At 73.0% G+C, this 13,920-nt stretch carries 15 protein-coding genes; 6 read left to right on the forward strand and 9 right to left on the reverse strand.

Annotation, left to right across the window (positions count from 1 at the left end; translation table 11 throughout):
* The first annotated feature begins 146 nt into the window (after nucleotides 1-146).
* Nucleotides 147-875, forward strand: a complete 729-nt coding sequence (locus tag IE316_RS32965; protein WP_190208230.1) for a lysophospholipid acyltransferase family protein — start codon at nucleotides 147-149, stop codon at nucleotides 873-875.
* A 7-nt stretch (nucleotides 876-882) separates the two neighbouring features.
* On the opposite strand, the gene IE316_RS32970 is transcribed toward IE316_RS32965, so the two are convergent.
* The 4 genes from IE316_RS32970 to IE316_RS32985 form a co-directional block, all read right to left on the reverse strand.
* The gene (locus IE316_RS32970) at nucleotides 883-1,488 is read right to left on the reverse strand and encodes a transglutaminase domain-containing protein (RefSeq protein WP_190208231.1); all 606 of its coding nucleotides are present in this window, start codon (nucleotides 1,486-1,488) and stop codon (nucleotides 883-885) included.
* 75 nt (nucleotides 1,489-1,563) lie between these two features.
* Nucleotides 1,564-2,634 carry a threonine aldolase family protein gene (locus tag IE316_RS32975; protein ID WP_190208232.1) on the reverse strand — a complete coding sequence of 357 codons (1,071 nt, stop codon included), beginning with the start codon at nucleotides 2,632-2,634 and terminating at the stop codon, nucleotides 1,564-1,566.
* A complete protein-coding gene (locus IE316_RS32980; RefSeq protein WP_190208299.1) occupies nucleotides 2,631-3,377 on the reverse strand; it encodes an SDR family NAD(P)-dependent oxidoreductase in 747 nt (248 codons plus the stop codon). The genes IE316_RS32975 and IE316_RS32980 overlap by 4 nt, the downstream gene beginning before the upstream one ends.
* Nucleotides 3,378-3,412: 35 nt before the next feature.
* Nucleotides 3,413-4,810 (reverse strand): DUF6421 family protein, encoded by a 1,398-nt coding sequence (locus tag IE316_RS32985; RefSeq protein WP_190208233.1) that lies wholly within the window; start codon nucleotides 4,808-4,810, stop codon nucleotides 3,413-3,415.
* Between the two features lie 208 nt (nucleotides 4,811-5,018).
* On the opposite strand from IE316_RS32985, the gene IE316_RS32990 reads away from it, so the two are divergent.
* Nucleotides 5,019-5,702, forward strand: coding sequence for a glycerophosphodiester phosphodiesterase (locus IE316_RS32990; protein ID WP_190208234.1), 684 nt, complete (start codon nucleotides 5,019-5,021; stop codon nucleotides 5,700-5,702).
* A gap of 3 nt (nucleotides 5,703-5,705) precedes the next feature.
* Here IE316_RS32990 and IE316_RS32995 read toward each other — a convergent pair whose 3' ends face one another.
* The gene (locus IE316_RS32995) at nucleotides 5,706-6,254 is read right to left on the reverse strand and encodes a GNAT family N-acetyltransferase (RefSeq protein WP_190208235.1); all 549 of its coding nucleotides are present in this window, start codon (nucleotides 6,252-6,254) and stop codon (nucleotides 5,706-5,708) included.
* 75 nt (nucleotides 6,255-6,329) lie between these two features.
* Between IE316_RS32995 and IE316_RS33000 the strand changes: the two genes are divergently transcribed.
* The gene (locus IE316_RS33000) at nucleotides 6,330-6,722 is read left to right on the forward strand and encodes a VOC family protein (RefSeq protein ID WP_190208236.1); all 393 of its coding nucleotides are present in this window, start codon (nucleotides 6,330-6,332) and stop codon (nucleotides 6,720-6,722) included.
* Here the strand turns inward: IE316_RS33000 and IE316_RS33005 are convergent.
* The 3 genes from IE316_RS33005 to IE316_RS33015 form a co-directional block, all read right to left on the reverse strand.
* Nucleotides 6,704-7,639, reverse strand: coding sequence for an N-acetyltransferase (locus IE316_RS33005; protein WP_190208237.1), 936 nt, complete (start codon nucleotides 7,637-7,639; stop codon nucleotides 6,704-6,706). The genes IE316_RS33000 and IE316_RS33005 overlap by 19 nt on opposite strands.
* A gap of 105 nt (nucleotides 7,640-7,744) precedes the next feature.
* A complete protein-coding gene (locus IE316_RS33010) occupies nucleotides 7,745-8,302 on the reverse strand; it encodes a MarR family winged helix-turn-helix transcriptional regulator (RefSeq protein WP_190208238.1) in 558 nt (185 codons plus the stop codon).
* Complete coding sequence (locus IE316_RS33015) at nucleotides 8,299-9,975, reverse strand: FUSC family protein (protein ID WP_190208239.1); 1,677 nt, start codon at nucleotides 9,973-9,975, stop codon at nucleotides 8,299-8,301. The genes IE316_RS33010 and IE316_RS33015 overlap by 4 nt, the downstream gene beginning before the upstream one ends.
* Nucleotides 9,976-10,158: 183 nt before the next feature.
* Between IE316_RS33015 and IE316_RS33020 the strand changes: the two genes are divergently transcribed.
* The 3 genes from IE316_RS33020 to IE316_RS33030 all read left to right on the forward strand — a co-directional run bounded on the left by IE316_RS33020 (nucleotide 10,159) and on the right by IE316_RS33030 (nucleotide 12,338).
* Nucleotides 10,159-10,704 carry a DUF5134 domain-containing protein gene (locus IE316_RS33020; protein WP_190208240.1) on the forward strand — a complete coding sequence of 182 codons (546 nt, stop codon included), beginning with the start codon at nucleotides 10,159-10,161 and terminating at the stop codon, nucleotides 10,702-10,704.
* Nucleotides 10,705-10,751: 47 nt separating this feature from the next.
* On the forward strand, nucleotides 10,752-11,456 hold the full coding sequence (locus IE316_RS33025) for a phosphatase PAP2 family protein (protein WP_190208241.1): 705 nt from the start codon (nucleotides 10,752-10,754) through the stop codon (nucleotides 11,454-11,456).
* A gap of 213 nt (nucleotides 11,457-11,669) precedes the next feature.
* A complete protein-coding gene (locus IE316_RS33030) occupies nucleotides 11,670-12,338 on the forward strand; it encodes a TetR/AcrR family transcriptional regulator (RefSeq protein ID WP_190208242.1) in 669 nt (222 codons plus the stop codon).
* On the opposite strand, the gene IE316_RS33035 is transcribed toward IE316_RS33030, so the two are convergent.
* Nucleotides 12,326-13,828, reverse strand: coding sequence for an LVIVD repeat-containing protein (locus tag IE316_RS33035; RefSeq protein WP_190208243.1), 1,503 nt, complete (start codon nucleotides 13,826-13,828; stop codon nucleotides 12,326-12,328). The two genes, IE316_RS33030 and IE316_RS33035, sit on opposite strands and share 13 nt — an antisense overlap.
* Between the last annotated feature and the right edge of the window lie 92 nt (nucleotides 13,829-13,920).

The following is a 13,920-nucleotide window of genomic DNA, read 5'->3' on the forward strand; positions in this document are numbered from 1 at the left end:
CGAGAATCTCGCCGCGCGCGGGCACCAGGGCTGGTTCCCCGCCCGTTCTTCGGGCACGATCTGCGACAAGCCCGTAAACCTACGGATGCGTAACTTCCGACTGGGAGCCCCTTCCCAGCCAGAGCAGGAAAGGGTCCGTCCGACCCATGGCAGAACTTGTCTACCGCCCGGTCATCGGTGTGGCCCGCACGCTGTTCAAGGCGTGGGACCTCAAGATCGATTGCCGTGGTTCGGAGAACATCCCGCGCTCGGGCGGCGCCGTGCTGGTGAGCAACCACATCAGCTACCTGGACTTCGTCTTCAACGGCCTGGCGGCGCTGCCGCAGAAGCGGCTGGTGCGTTTCATGGCGAAGGAGTCCGTGTTCCGGCACCGGATCTCGGGTCCCCTGATGCGCGGCATGAAGCACATCCCGGTGGACCGCAAGCAGGGCGAGGCGGCGTACGCGCACGCCCTGGACTCGCTGAGATCGGGCGAGATCATCGGGGTCTTCCCGGAGGCGACCATCTCGGAGTCGTTCACGCTCAAGAGCTTCAAGTCGGGCGCCGCGCGCCTGGCGCAGGAGGCGGGCGTGCCGCTGATCCCGATGGCGGTGTGGGGCACCCAGCGGCTGTGGACCAAGGGCCACCCGCGCAACTTCAAGCGCCACCACATCCCGATCACCATCCGGGTCGGCGAGGCGATGGAGGCCGGCCGCGACCAGTACGCGGGGGCGATCACGCGCAAGCTGCGCGAGCGGGTGCAGGAGCTGCTGGAGGCCGCGCAGCGCGCCTACCCGGTGCGGCCCAAGGGCCCGGACGACACCTGGTGGATGCCGGCCCACCTCGGCGGCACGGCCCCGACGCCGGAGCAGGTCCGCGCGGCCGAGGCCCACTGACGGGCGGTCACCGGCCGTCCGGCAGCTCGGCGGGCAGGGTCCGCCACAGGTGCGGCCGGTCGGTGGCGGCCTTGAGGGCGTCCAGGACCGCCGGGAGCGGCGCGGCGTACAGCACCGGGTGGTCCGCCTCCCCCTGCTCCGGGTCCGGGGTGAAGGCCAGGTGCTCGCCGTCGAGGGAGAAGCGGGCGTCGACGCCCGGTTTGTTGCCGCGCGGGTCCTGCCGGTGCCAGGCGCCGTGGAAGCGGACGGCGACCAGGCCGTGCAGGACGTGTCCGCTGCCGTCGTCGTGCAGCAGGCGCTGGTAGCAGAGCGCGGTGGGGATGTCCTCGGCGCGCAGCAGCGCGGCGAGCGCGTGCGCCTTGGCGTGGCAGATGCCGGTGCGCTCGGCCAGTACGTCGGAGGCCCGCCAGGTGACGCGGAGATCACCGAAGTCCTGCGAGTGCGGCACCGTGTCGCGGACGAACTCGTAGGCGAGCCGCGCATAGGCATACGAGTCCTGCGCGTCCCTGGCGAGGCGCGCGGCCGTCTCCCGGACCCGGGGATGGTGGTGGTCGATGACCTCGTCGGCGGCGAGATACGCGGAGAGGTCGGGGTTTTCCTGGATCAGCTCCATGTCCGGAGAGCATAGGAAAGCGATCACCCGAAGGTCAATGACTTTTCAGGTGACCGCATATCTATGCAGAGCGGCTCAGTGCGCCATCTCCTCCTTGAGGGCGGCCACGAACGCGTCCACGTCGTCCTCGGTGGTGTCGAAGGCGCACATCCAGCGCACGTCACCGGCGGCCTCGTCCCAGAAGTAGAACCGGAACCGCCGCTGCAGGCGCTCGCTCACCTCGTGCGGCAGCCGGGCGAAGACCGCGTTGGACTGCACCGGGTAGAGGATCTCCACCCCGTGCACCGCGCGGACGCCCTCGGCCAGGCGCTGGGCCATCTCGTTGGCGTGCCGGGCGTTGCGCAGCCACAGGTCCTTGGCGAGCAGCGCCTCCAACTGCACGGAGACGAACCGCATCTTGGAGGCGAGCTGCATGGACAGCTTGCGCAGGTGCTTCATGTGCCGCACGGCGTCCTGGTCGATGACCACGACGGCCTCGCCGAACAGGGCGCCGTTCTTGGTGCCGCCCAGGGAGAGGATGTCCACGCCGACCGCGTTGGTGAACGTCCGCATGGGCACGTCCAGGGAGGCGGCGGCGTTGGCTATCCGGGAGCCGTCCAGGTGCACCCGCATGCCGCGGGCGTGGGCGTGCTCGCAGATCGCCCGGATCTCGTCGGGCGTGTAGAGGGTGCCCAGCTCGGTGGACTGGGTGATCGAGACGACCTGCGGCATCGCGCGGTGCTCGTCCTCCCAGCCGTACGCCTGCCGGTCGATCAGCTCGGGGGTGAGCTTGCCGTCGGGGGTGGGGACGGTGAGGAGCTTCAGCCCGCCCATGCGCTCGGGGGCGCCGCCCTCGTCGACGTTGATGTGGGCGCTCTCGGCGCAGATCACCGCGCCCCAGCGGTCGGTGACCGCCTGGAGCGCGACGACGTTGGCACCGGTGCCGTTGAAGACCGGGAACGCCTCGGCGGTGGGGCCGAAGTGGCCCCGGATCACGCGCTGGAGGTTGGCGGTGTAGTCGTCCTCGCCGTACGCGACCTGGTGCCCGCCGTTGGCCAGGGCCAGGGCGGCGAGCACCTCCGGGTGGGCCCCGGCGTAGTTGTCGCTGGCGAAACCGCGGACCTCGGGGTCGTGATGGCGACGCGCGTCGGTCTTCGGGGGGTTCACGGCTTCTCGGTCAGCCACAGACGGTTTCCGTTCACTTCCGCGGCGGGCTTCTGCCAGACTCCGGCGACCGCCTCGGCGAGGTCCTTGACGTCCGTGAAGCCCGCGAACTTCGCGTTGGGGCGCTCGGCGCGCATCGCGTCGTGCACCAACGCCTTGACCACCAGGATCGCAGCCGCCGAGGTGGGCCCCTGCTCGCCCCCCGCCTTGCGGAAGTGGTCCGCCAGCGCCAGCGTCCACGCCTCGGCGGCGGCCTTGGCGGCGGAGTAGGCGGCGTTGCCCGCGGTCGGCCGGGTCGCGCCGGCCGCGCTGATCAGGACGTAGCGGCCGCGGTCGCTGCGCTGGAGGGCCTCGTGGAAGGCGAGGGAGGTGTGCTGGACGGTGCGGACCAGCAGTTTCTCCAGCAGGTCCCAGTCGGCGAGGTCGGTGGCGGTGAAGCTCGCGCTGCCGCGCCAGCCGCCGACGAGGTGGACCAGGCCGTCGACCCGGCCGTGGTCCTTCTCGATCCGGCCCGCCCAGTCCCGGGCGGCGGCCGGGTCGAGCAGGTCGACCGTCTCACCGGTGACGGTGGCGCCGCCGTGCGCGGAGCGGGCCGCGTCGACGGCCTCCGCCAGCCTCTGCGGGTCGTTGTCCGAACCGACGACCGTCGCCCCCGCCTCGGCGAGCCGCAGCAGCGCGGCCCGCCCCGCGGGACCGCCGGCCCCGGCCACCGCGACCACCGCGCCGTCGAGAGTGCCGTTCCCCATCGTCGCCTCCAGCGATGCTTCGTCGGTGCGGTCGCTCACGCGGCGGCCCGCTCGGCGCCGTCCGCCGTGATGCCCCGGGTCGAGGCGATGACGTTCTTGAGCTTCTTGGCCAGCGCCTCGTAGAACATGCTCAGCGGAAACTCGTCCGGGAGCACGTCGTCGACGAGTTTGCGCGGCGGCTGGGTCAGGTCCAGGGCGTCGGGGCCCTTGGCCCAGGTGGAGCCCGGGTGCGGGGCGAGGTAGGTGGAGACCAGCTCGTACCCGGCGAACCAGTGGACCAGCTTGGGGCGGTCGATGCCGTCCCGGTAGAGGCGCTCGATCTGAGCGCACAGGCGGTTGGTGACCTCGGGGGCGCGCTCCCAGTCGATGGAGAGCTTGTTGTCGGTCCAGCGGACGACGTCGTGCTTGTGCAGGTAGGCGAAGAGGAGCTGGCCGCCGAGCCCGTCGTAGTTGCGGACCCGGGCGCCGGTGACGGGGAACCGGAACATGCGGTCGAACAGGACCGCGACCTGCACGTCACGCGCCTGCGGGACGCCCTCGCCGGCGAGCTTCACGGCCTCCTTGAAGGCGGTGAGGTCGCAGCGCAGCTCCTCCAGGCCGTACATCCAGAACGGCTGGCGCTGCTTGATCATGAAGGGGTCGAAAGGCAGGTCGCCGTGGCTGTGGGTGCGGTCGTGGATCATGTCCCACAGGACGAACGCCTCCTCGCAGCGCTTCTGGTCGTGCACCAGCGCGGCGACGTCCGCGGGCAGCTCCAGGCCGAGGAGGTCGACGGCGGCGGCGGTGACGCGGCGGAACCGGGCGGCCTCGCGGTCGCAGAAGATGCCGCCCCAGGAGAACCGCTCGGGGGCCTCGCGCACGGCGATGGTCTCCGGGAAGAGGACGGCGGAGTTGGTGTCGTACCCGGAGGTGAAGTCCTCGAAGGTGATGCCGCAGAACAGCGGGTTGTCGTAGCGGGTGCGCTCCAGTTCGGCCAGCCAGTCCGGCCAGACCATGCGCAGCACGACCGCTTCGAGGTTGCGGTCGGGGTTGCCGTTCTGCGTGTACATCGGGAAGACGACCAGGTGCTGGAGGCCGTCGCGGCGGTCCGCGGCCGGCTGGAAGGCCAGCAGCGAGTCCAGGAAGTCGGGCACCTGGAAGCCGCCCTCGGCCCACCGGCCCAGGTCCGTCACGAGGGCCTCGTGGTAGGCGCGGTCGTGGGGCAGCAGCGGCGACAGCTCGCGTACGGCGCCGGCGACCCGGCGTACGGTCTCCTCGGCGGTGGCACGGTCCGGGGCGCCCTCGGCGGTGAAGTCGATCGAGCCGTCCTTGGACTGCCAGGGCCGGATGCGCTCCACGGCATCCTTGAGCACGGGCCACGCCGGGTGCTCCACCACCCTGCTCACCGGAGGAACCTGTACCTCCGGACCCACCTGCACAAGAATTTCCGTCATGTTCCATCCTCCACGGGAGAACCTCGCGTAAGGACACCGTATGGGTACAGGCTTTCCCCCAGCAAGGGGAGACTCGGGAAATTATCCTGCCGCACCCCCTGGTTCACCGCACTTTTTCCTGTGGGTCATGCGGGACGGGTACGTCTTGTCGACGGACGGTTAGGCTGCGGCCCTGCCACCGCCGCCGTCCACGGAAGCGAGTCGCGTCGTGAACTTCCTGACCATCGGACACCGGGGCGTCATGGGTGTCGAGCCGGAGAACACCCTGCGTTCCTTCACCGCCGCCGAGCGGGCCGGCCTCGACATGATCGAACTCGATCTGCATCTGAGCAGGGACGGCGCCCTGGTCGTCATGCACGACGAGTACGTGGACCGCACCACCGACGGCACCGGTCCGATCGCCGAGCGGACCCTCGCCGAACTGCGGGCGCTGGACGCGGGGCGCGAGGAGCGCGTACCGGTCTTCGAGGAGGTGCTCGACGCGGTGTCGCTGCCGTTGCAGGCGGAGATCAAGGACGTGGCGGCGGCCCGCGTGCTGGCCGAGGTGATGACCGCGCGGGACCTGACCGGGCGGGTGGAGGTCTCCTCGTTCCACGACGAGGCGGTCGCCGAGATCGCCCGCCTGGTGCCGGGGGTACGCACCGCCCTGATCGCCAGCCGCTACGGAACGGACGTGGTGGACCGCGCGGTCCACGTCGGTGCCGCGACGCTCTGTCTGAACATCCGCCGGCTCACCCTGGAGATCGTCGAGCGGGCCCGGAAGGCCGACCTGCGGATCATCGGCTGGGTGGTCAACACCCAGGACCACCTGCGGCTGGTGCGGGCCCTGGGGCTGGACGGGGCGACCACCGACTACCCCGAGATCAAGCGGACCGGCCGCTTCACCGCGTGAGGGTCAGCCGAGCGGCTTGACCAGCAGCTCGAACCGCAGGTCGTCGCGGAGCGGGATGCCGAACCGCTCGTCGCCGTACGGGAAGGGGCTCGTCTCGCCGGTACGGCGGTAGCCGCGGCGCTCGTACCAGGCGATGAGGTCCTCGCGCGCGGTGATCACGGTCATCCGCATCTCGCCGGCGCCCCACTCGGCGCGGGCCCGCCGCTCCGCCTCCGCGAGGACCGCCCGGCCGAGACCGGCGCCCTGCAGGGCCGGGCTGACCGCGAACATCCCGAAGTAGGCGTGGTCGCCCCGGTGTTCCACCTGGCAGCAGGCGACGATCCGGCCGTCCCGCTCCACGGCGAGCAGCGTGCCGTCCGGTCCCTCGACGACCTCCCGCACGCCCTCGGGGTCGGTGCGCTGTCCCGCCAGGATGTCCGCCTCCGTGGTCCACCCGGCCCGGCTGGCCTCGCCCCGGTACGCCGACTCGATCAGCGCGACGAGCGCGTCGACGTCCGCTTCGGTGGCGTCCCGGAAGGTCAGGTCGGTCGGGTCGGTCACGGCGGTGTCCATGGTGCGGTCTCTCCGGTCTCTCTGGTCTCTGCGGCGGCACCGTCGAGAGTAGCGCTGCCGTTAGGCTCCGTTCGCATGGTTCATGTACTCAGCAGCCGTATCCTGCTCCGCCCCACGGACCCCGACCGCTCCCGCGCCTTCTACGGCGAACAGCTCGGCCTCGCCGTCCACCGCGAGTTCGGCACCGGACCGGAGCGCGGCACCGTCTACTTCCTCGGCGGCGGCTTCCTGGAGGTCTCCGGCCGGGCCGAGGCCCCGCCGGGCCCGGGGCCCCGGCTCTGGCTCCAGGTGGCGGACGCGGCGGCGGCCGAGGCCGAACTGCGCGGCCGCGGCGTGGAGATCGTCCGGCCGCCGGTCAAGGAGCCGTGGGGCCTGGTGGAGATGTGGATCGAGGACCCGGACGGCACGCCGATCGTCCTGGTGGAGATCCCGGCGGACCATCCGCTGCGCTACCGGCCCGGCATCTGACCTCGTCCCGGGCGGTGCTCCCAGCCCCGGTCGGTGCGGGTCAGCTCGGTGAACCCGGCGCCGGTCAGCTCCGCGATCGCCGCCCGGTCGGTCTCCGCCTCGTAGGCGGCGAGCCGGTCCACGCCGCACAGCTCCAGCCACTCGGCGGCGCGGGCGAGCAGCCGCCGCTCCAGTCCGGTGCCCCGCTCCCCGGGTTCGACGTGCAGGTTGCCGATGTCGGCGAGACCGGCGGCGCGGACGTGCCGCTCGGGCCGGGCCAGGCCGGTGTCGACCTCGATGAAGCCCAGGGCGCGGCGCTCGGCGTACGCGGTGAGGCGGGTGCCGCACTCCCCCACCGTGCGCTCGACGGTGACCCCCGCGCCGGCCGGGTCGGCGGGCAGGTCGCCCACCCGGGCCAGGAGGATCACCTGGGTGTCCCCGACGTGCCGGAAACCGGCGCGTTCCCAGGCGGCGCGGACGTGCGGCCAGGCGCGGGGCAGTCCGTGGACGACCGGCGCGGGCAGTGCCCCGTCGGCGTACCGGACGCGGACGTTCCAGCGGGCGAGCTGGGCCAGGCAGGCGTGGGCCAGCAGATCGGCGGCCCGCTCGGCGTCCGGCCGGAAGGAGGCCGGCGGGTGGCACACGAACCAGTCGACCGCACCGGCGTCCCGGTAGTGCGGGCCGACGTCGGGGTCGTCGCGGTAGCGCAGCAGATGGGCGGCGGCGAGGACGTGCCGGCGCTGTTCGGCGACGAGGGTGAGGCGCTCGCTCACCCAGGGGTCGGTGAGGAACTCGTCGGGCTGCCGCTCCAGTTCGCCGAGGACGGTGTTCACCGAGACGGAGACGCCGGGGACGACGGCGGCGATGTGCCGGTTGACGAGATCGGTGAGCTGATCGCGGTCGTCGCGGCGGAACGGGCGGACCGTGGGCGCGGGCATGGGGACCTCCGGGCAGGCTAGGCCGGTTCGGGAGGCCGCCACGCGGTGCGGTACGGGGCCGAGGGTACGTCGGTCCGGCCGCCGGGCACCACCGGTTTCCCGCCGTCAGCCGCGCGGGGCGACCAGGCGGCCCTCCAGTTGGACGAGGAGGTCGCCGAGGAGCGCGGCCAGGTGTCCCCGGTCGGGGGTGTCCAGGCCGGAGAGGGCGGCGGTCTCGTAGGCGAGCTGTTCGGGCAGGATGCCGTCGACCAGGTCGCGTCCGGCGTCGGTGAGGCGGACGTGCGCGACGCGGCGGTCGCGGGTGTCGCCGCGGCGCTCGACCAGGCCGCGTTCGGTGAGCTGCTTGAGGCGCTTGGTGACGGCGGCGCCGGAGGAGAAGGTCTCCCGGGCCAGCTCGCCGGGGGTCAGCTCGTGCCCGGTGCGGCGCAGCGCGCCGAGCAGGTCGAACTCGGCCCGGCTCAGGCCCGCCCGGCGCAGCGGCGCGTCCTCGGCCTGCTGGAGCAGGGCGGCGCAGCGGTTGATGCGGCCGATGATCTCCATGGGCCCGGTGTCCAGGTCGGGGTGGACGGCCCGCCACTGGCGGACCACCCCGGCGACGGTGTCGTTCTTGGCCGTGCCCGCGGGGTCGTTCCCGGGTACCGCGCGCCGGTCGGTTGCCGTCATGGCCGTACGTCCTCCGTTGTCGAGCCCGTGTCCTGGTCGGCGCGGGCCGTGCGACCGCGCACCGTAGCGGCGAGCGTACGGTGTCCGTCCCGCTCGGCGAGCACGACCCTCTCCTGGGGCAGGGAACGCTGCCACCACTCGCCGGCCGCGGCGTCGGCGGTGGCGCGCAGGTCGACCAGGGCGGCGGCCAGTTCGCGCCGGGCGGCGTCCAGGGCGGCGGGGTCGGGCGCGGGGGCGGCCAGCAGCCGGGCGGCGTGCTCGCGGGCCCGGTCGGCGGCGGCGACGGCCCGTTCGACGCGGGAGCCGGCGCGGCGGTTGGTGACGGCCACCGCGGCCAGGAAGCCGACCAGGGCGCCGACGAGGGTGTCGGCCACGCGCTCGGTCATCAGCTCGCCGGGGTCCTGGTAGCGGGTGAACTCGCTGATGAGCAGCGCCATCGGGGTCACGCAGACGCTGCCGAGCCAGTAGTTGCGGCTGATCAGGGCCTCGGCGCCGAAGGCGCAGACCAGGCAGATCAGGACGAGGAACGCCTGGTGCAGATGGGCGAGCGGGGCGAGGGCGGCGAAGACCAGCACCCCGGCGATGTTGCCGACGACGCGCTGGACGGCGCGGCTCCAGGTGAGGCTCAGGTTGGCCTGGTAGAGGGAGGCGGCGGTGACCAGCGCCCAGTAGGGACGGCCGACGCCGAGGGCGAGGGAGGCGTATCCGGCGAGGGCGCAGCCGACGGCGGTGCGGGCGCCGAGGGGGGCGAGCGGGCCGAGGCGGTGCCACAGCGGCTCGGGGCGGACACGCGCCTCGGCCCGGACGCCGAGGAGATCGTCGGCGCCGGCCCGGGTGCCGGCCACCCGCGGGACGCGGCCGGTGCCGCGCAGTTGCCGGGCCCAGGCGCGCAGGCGGGCCGGGTCGGTGTCGGCGGGGGCGGCGAGGGCGACCTCGGCGCGGACCAGGAGGTGTTCCAGGGCGTGCCGGGTGGCGGCGCGGGCGCCGGTCGCGGGCAGCGCGAACAGGGCCTGCCAGGCGGCCTGCACGGCGGCGTACCCGGCGGCGCGGGCGCCGGGGTGGCCGTCGTCCGCGGGGTCGGTGCCGGCGTACGCGGCGGCGGCGTCCAGGGCGGCGGCGGTGGCGCGGCGCTCGGGGCCGTGCGGGCGGACCAGGCCGGGTGCCATGCCGACGGCCCAGGCCCAGGCGCCGGCCGCGAGGGCCAGGGCGACGTGGCCGGGGACCTGGCCGATGCTCTGCGGTACGAAGAGGGCGGCGGAGGTGATGAAGGTGAGGACGACGTTGCCCGGGGGGCCGACCCGGGTGGCGTCGGTGAGCACCTTCTGCGCGGCGGCCAGCAGGGCGCCGACGGTCACCAGGACGACGGCGCTGCCGGTGAGGGAGGCGGCGGTCAGGGCGACGGCGAGGCCGCCGACCATGCCGAGGACCACCCACGCCAGGGTGCGGGCCCGGGCGGCGTAGGGGCGGTTGTGGGCGTAGAGGGCGCACATCGACCCGGCCATCGTGTACATCGCGAGGTCGAGCCGGCCGAGCGCGAGCAGGGTGAGGTTGGGCGGGGCGAGCGAGGCGACGACACTGAGCGCCGGCTTGAACCAGATGTCGGAGGGACGGCGGAGCCGCAGCGTGCCGACCAGGGGAAGACGGCCGCGGAGGGTGGGGGTCGCACTGCGCATACCTGTATTTTAGCAGGTGTTTTACTAGTGAAACACCAGAGAAGCGGCCCCCGGGTCCGGCCGTGTGCTCCGGCGCATGCACCCCGAGGTGCACCCTTGCGCTCGTATGCGCACCGCGTGGCCCGGGCATCCCCTGACCGACCCGTCCGGCTCCGGGCCGGACACCGTCCACGGGAGGCGCGCGTGCACGGACCGGACTCGTCGGCCTGGCTGCTGGTCGCGCTCTGCGCCGCGACCGGCGCCTACTGCCTGCTGCGGATGCGCAGCGGGGTCCCGGAGCAGCGCCGCGCCGCGGGCGGCGAGGCCCTCATGGGGTTCGGGATGGCCGCGATGGCGGTACCGGCCGCGGTGTTCAGCCCGCCGGCCTGGGCCTGGCCCGCGTACGCCGTGCTGTTCGCCGCGACCGGTCTGCGCGCCCTGTGGGCGGCTCGCGACAGCCGCCGCCATCTGCACCACCTGGTCGGCGCCGGGGCGATGGTCTACATGTCGCTGGTGATGGCCGGCTCCCCCGGCCATGCGCACGGCGGCTCGGGCAGCCCCCCGCTCACCGGCGCCCTGCTGCTCTACTTCACCGGGTACGTGCTGCTGACCGGGGTCCGCCTGGTGCCGGTCGCCGCGGTCGCCGACCCCGGCGGCGCGGTACGGGGCTGGGGGGACCGGCCGGAACTGGCCCGGGCCTGCCGCCTGTCCATGGGCATCGCGATGCTGGCCATGCTGCTGACCCTGTGACGCGCCGGGATTGGCCTCCGGGCGCCCCGGTCGGCGAGTATCGCGGGATGGAGACCTCGTCCGTCGACTCCCCGCCCCGTCCGCCGCGGTCCCGTGCCGTGCTCGGCACCGCCTGGCTCCTTGCCCTGTGCTCGGCGCTGCTGACCGTGCTGGTCGCCGCCGAGTGGGGCCCGCTGCTCGCCGTGGACGGCGACATCTCCCGCACCACGCACCGCTGGGCGGTGGACGAGCGGGGCCTGACCCAGACGTTCCGCGTCCTGACCGACTGGGTCTGGGACCCGCTGACGATGCGGCTGCTGTGCGCGGTGGCGGTGCTGTGGCTGGGGCTGCGGGGCGGTGCCTGGTGGACGGCGGTGTGGCTGGGGCTCACGGTGGCGCTGGGCACGGTGGTGCAGCAGGGGCTGAAGGCGGCGGTGGACCGGGCGCGTCCGGTCTGGCCCGACCCGGTGGACAGCGCGCACTACGCGGCCTTTCCCTCGGGGCACGCCATGACGGCGACGGTCGTGTGCGGCCTGCTGGTGTGGCTGCTGCACCGGCACGGCGCCGCCCGTGCCCTGCGGCGCGCGGCGCTGGCGGTGGCGGTGGTCTCCGTGGCCGGGGTCGGCCTGACCCGGGTCTGGCTGGGCGTGCACTGGCCGACGGACGTCCTCGGCGGCTGGCTGCTCGGCGCCCTGGTGGTGACGGTGGCGGTACTGGCGTACGGACGGTGGTCGCCGCAGCGGGCGGGCCGGGTGGGCGCGACGGCACCCTGACGCCGGCGGGGCGCCGTGGCGTCCGCTCAAGACCCTTGCACGGATTGGCGGGACGCGCCCCCGTACACCGCCGCAGTCAGTCGATGTCGGCCGTCCCGGGCGATCCCCCGTTTCGCCCGGGACGGCCGGCCGCCGGGATCGCCGTGGGACGGCGGGCCCGGTCCGCTGCCGAGTATAGTTGGCTGGCAGCCAGTCAACATAGGAGTTTTCCGCATGTCCCCGCGCAGCGCCTCGGTCAACGAAGAGCTGCGGAGGCGTTCGAAGGAGCGGCTCCTGCAGGCCGCGGTGGAACTGGTCGGCGAGCGCGGCTACGACGCGACCACCCTCGGGGACATCGCCGACCGCGCGGGATCGGCCCGGGGACTGGTGTCGTACTACTTCCCCAGCAAGCGCCAGCTCGTGCAGTCCGCCGTGCACCGGCTGATGCACCGCACGCTGGAGGAGGCGCTGGAGCGCGAGCCGCGCACCGGTGACGGCGCCGAGCGGATGGCCCGGGCCATCGACGCGATCCTCGGACTGGCCCGGGACCGGCCGGTGCTGATGCGCCAGCACATGGCGGGCCTGCTCCAGGCCGAGGGGTTCCTGATCTGCCCCGAGCAGCGCCGGCTGGCCGAACTGCTGCGCGACACCGTCGCCCGGCACGGCTCCCAGGACGTCGACGGCGACTACCCGATGCTGCGGGCCCTGCTGATGGGCGCCGTCTACGCCGCACTGGTGCCCGGCGCGCCGATGCCCGTGCCGGTGCTGCGCGCCGAACTCTTCAAGCGCTACCGGCTGGAGTGGGAGCGCGGCGTCCCGCCGGACGAGCCGGCGTCCGGCGGGACGGGCGACACGGATCTGTCGCGGTTCTTCGAGGCCGGACCGGAGGGTCAGTCGAAGTAGTCCGGCTGGGTCTGCACGTTCAGCTCGCCCACGCGGACCCGCTTGGCCGGGTCCGTGCGCCGGTCGGAGAGCTTCAGCACGTCGAAGCCCTTGGCGATGTCGTTGGAGTAGATGTAGCCGTTGTAGTAGTACGCCGACCAGGAGCCGCCGGTGACCAGCGAGGTGGTGCTCAGCGGGCCGCGCTCGAAGTAGGCGATCTCCTTCGGCCGGGAGGAGTCGGTGAAGTCCCAGACGGAGACGCCGCCCTGGTACCACGCCTGGACCATGAGGTCCTTGCCCTTGACCGGGATCAGCGAGCCGTTGTGGGCGACGCAGTTCTCGGTCTCGGCCTGGTGGCGCGGGATCTTGAAGTAGTTGCGGAAGACGAGCTTGCTCTTCTCGCCCCGGCCGACGATGTCGTAGATGCCGTCGGCACCGCGGTTCGGGCCGATCTCCGCGTTGCAGGTGGGCGCGCCGCCGCCGCCGAGCTCGTCGGTGAAGACGACCTTGTCGGCCTTCTGGTTGAAGGTGGCGGAGTGCCAGAACGCGAAGTTGACGTTGTCCTGGACCCGGTCGACGACCTTCGGGTGCTCGGGATCCTTGATGGAGAACAGGATGCCGTCGCCCATGCAGGCGCCCGCGGCGAGGTCCTTGGACGGCAGCACGGTGATGTCGTGGCAGCCGGTGGTCTTGGTGACACCCGGGTTGGTGGGCGCGCCGGGGTTGCCGCCGCCGTCCGGGCCCTCACCGGGGAACAGCACCGGGAAGCCCACGACGGCCGCCTTCTCGGGGGCGTTGCGCGGCACCTTGATGACCGAGATGCCGTCGTGCGGCGGCTGGCAGTCGGGGTAGGCGGCGTTCGGCGCGTACGAGGAGACGTAGATGTAGACGTCGCGGCGCTCGGGGACCAGCGTGTGGGTGTGCGAGCCGCAGGCGGTCTCGACGGCGGCGACGTAGCGGGGGTTGCGCTTGTCGCTGATGTCGAAGACCTTCATGCCCTCCCAGGACGACTTCTCGGTCGCGGGCTGGGTGGTGCTGTTGCAACTGTCGTCGCTGCGCGAGGAGTCGGTCGACAGGAACAGCAGGTCGCCGGAGACGGAGATGTCGTTCTGCGAGCCGGGGCAGAGCACCTGCGAGACCGTCTTGGGCTTCTTCGGGTTGCTGATGTCGAAGATGCGGAAGCCGTCGTAGTTGCCGGCGAAGGCGTACTTGCCCTGGAAGGCCAGGTCCGAGTTGGTGCCCGGCAGCACGTCCTTGGGGATGTTGGCGAGGTGCTCGATGTTGGCGGAGTGGACGATCTCGTCCTGGCCGGGTATCTCACCGTCCGCGATCGCGTCGCGCACTTCGGCCCGCACGCTCCCGGAGACCTTCTCGGACGCGGCGGGACCGTCCCCCGGGTCGGGGATCGCGGCCGCCGGTCCGGCGGTGAGCAGCGCGGACAGGAGGCCGGCGGCGGCCGCCGCGACTCCCAGGCGTCTGCGCCGCGTTCTCGGGTCGTTCAACAGGATCACTGTTTCCTCCCTGGTTCCCGTTCCCGGGGGAACGGTGCACGGACCTCCGCAGTATCGTCTTCGCCATGCTCATACCAACAGGGGGCAACAGA

Origin of the sequence: Streptomyces fumanus, from assembly GCF_014655295.1 — a bacterium.
Classification (GTDB): Bacteria; Actinomycetota; Actinomycetes; order Streptomycetales; family Streptomycetaceae; genus Streptomyces; species Streptomyces fumanus.

Excerpts from the sequence above, each read along its gene's own strand:
- IE316_RS32980 (WP_190208299.1), bottom strand. The coding sequence starts at position 3,377 with ATGGGGAACGGCACTCTCGACGGCGCGGTGGTCGCGGTGGCCGGGGCC.
- IE316_RS33030 (WP_190208242.1), top strand. The coding sequence starts at position 11,670 with ATGTCCCCGCGCAGCGCCTCGGTCAACGAAGAGCTGCGGAGGCGTTCG.
- IE316_RS33015 (WP_190208239.1), bottom strand. The coding sequence starts at position 9,975 with ATGCGCAGTGCGACCCCCACCCTCCGCGGCCGTCTTCCCCTGGTCGGC.
- IE316_RS33000 (WP_190208236.1), top strand. The coding sequence starts at position 6,330 with ATGGTTCATGTACTCAGCAGCCGTATCCTGCTCCGCCCCACGGACCCC.
- IE316_RS33010 (WP_190208238.1), bottom strand. The coding sequence starts at position 8,302 with ATGACGGCAACCGACCGGCGCGCGGTACCCGGGAACGACCCCGCGGGC.
- IE316_RS32995 (WP_190208235.1), bottom strand. The coding sequence starts at position 6,254 with ATGGACACCGCCGTGACCGACCCGACCGACCTGACCTTCCGGGACGCC.
- IE316_RS32985 (WP_190208233.1), bottom strand. The coding sequence starts at position 4,810 with ATGACGGAAATTCTTGTGCAGGTGGGTCCGGAGGTACAGGTTCCTCCG.
- IE316_RS32970 (WP_190208231.1), bottom strand. The coding sequence starts at position 1,488 with ATGGAGCTGATCCAGGAAAACCCCGACCTCTCCGCGTATCTCGCCGCC.
- IE316_RS33025 (WP_190208241.1), top strand. The coding sequence starts at position 10,752 with ATGGAGACCTCGTCCGTCGACTCCCCGCCCCGTCCGCCGCGGTCCCGT.
- IE316_RS33005 (WP_190208237.1), bottom strand. The coding sequence starts at position 7,639 with ATGCCCGCGCCCACGGTCCGCCCGTTCCGCCGCGACGACCGCGATCAG.
- IE316_RS32965 (WP_190208230.1), top strand. The coding sequence starts at position 147 with ATGGCAGAACTTGTCTACCGCCCGGTCATCGGTGTGGCCCGCACGCTG.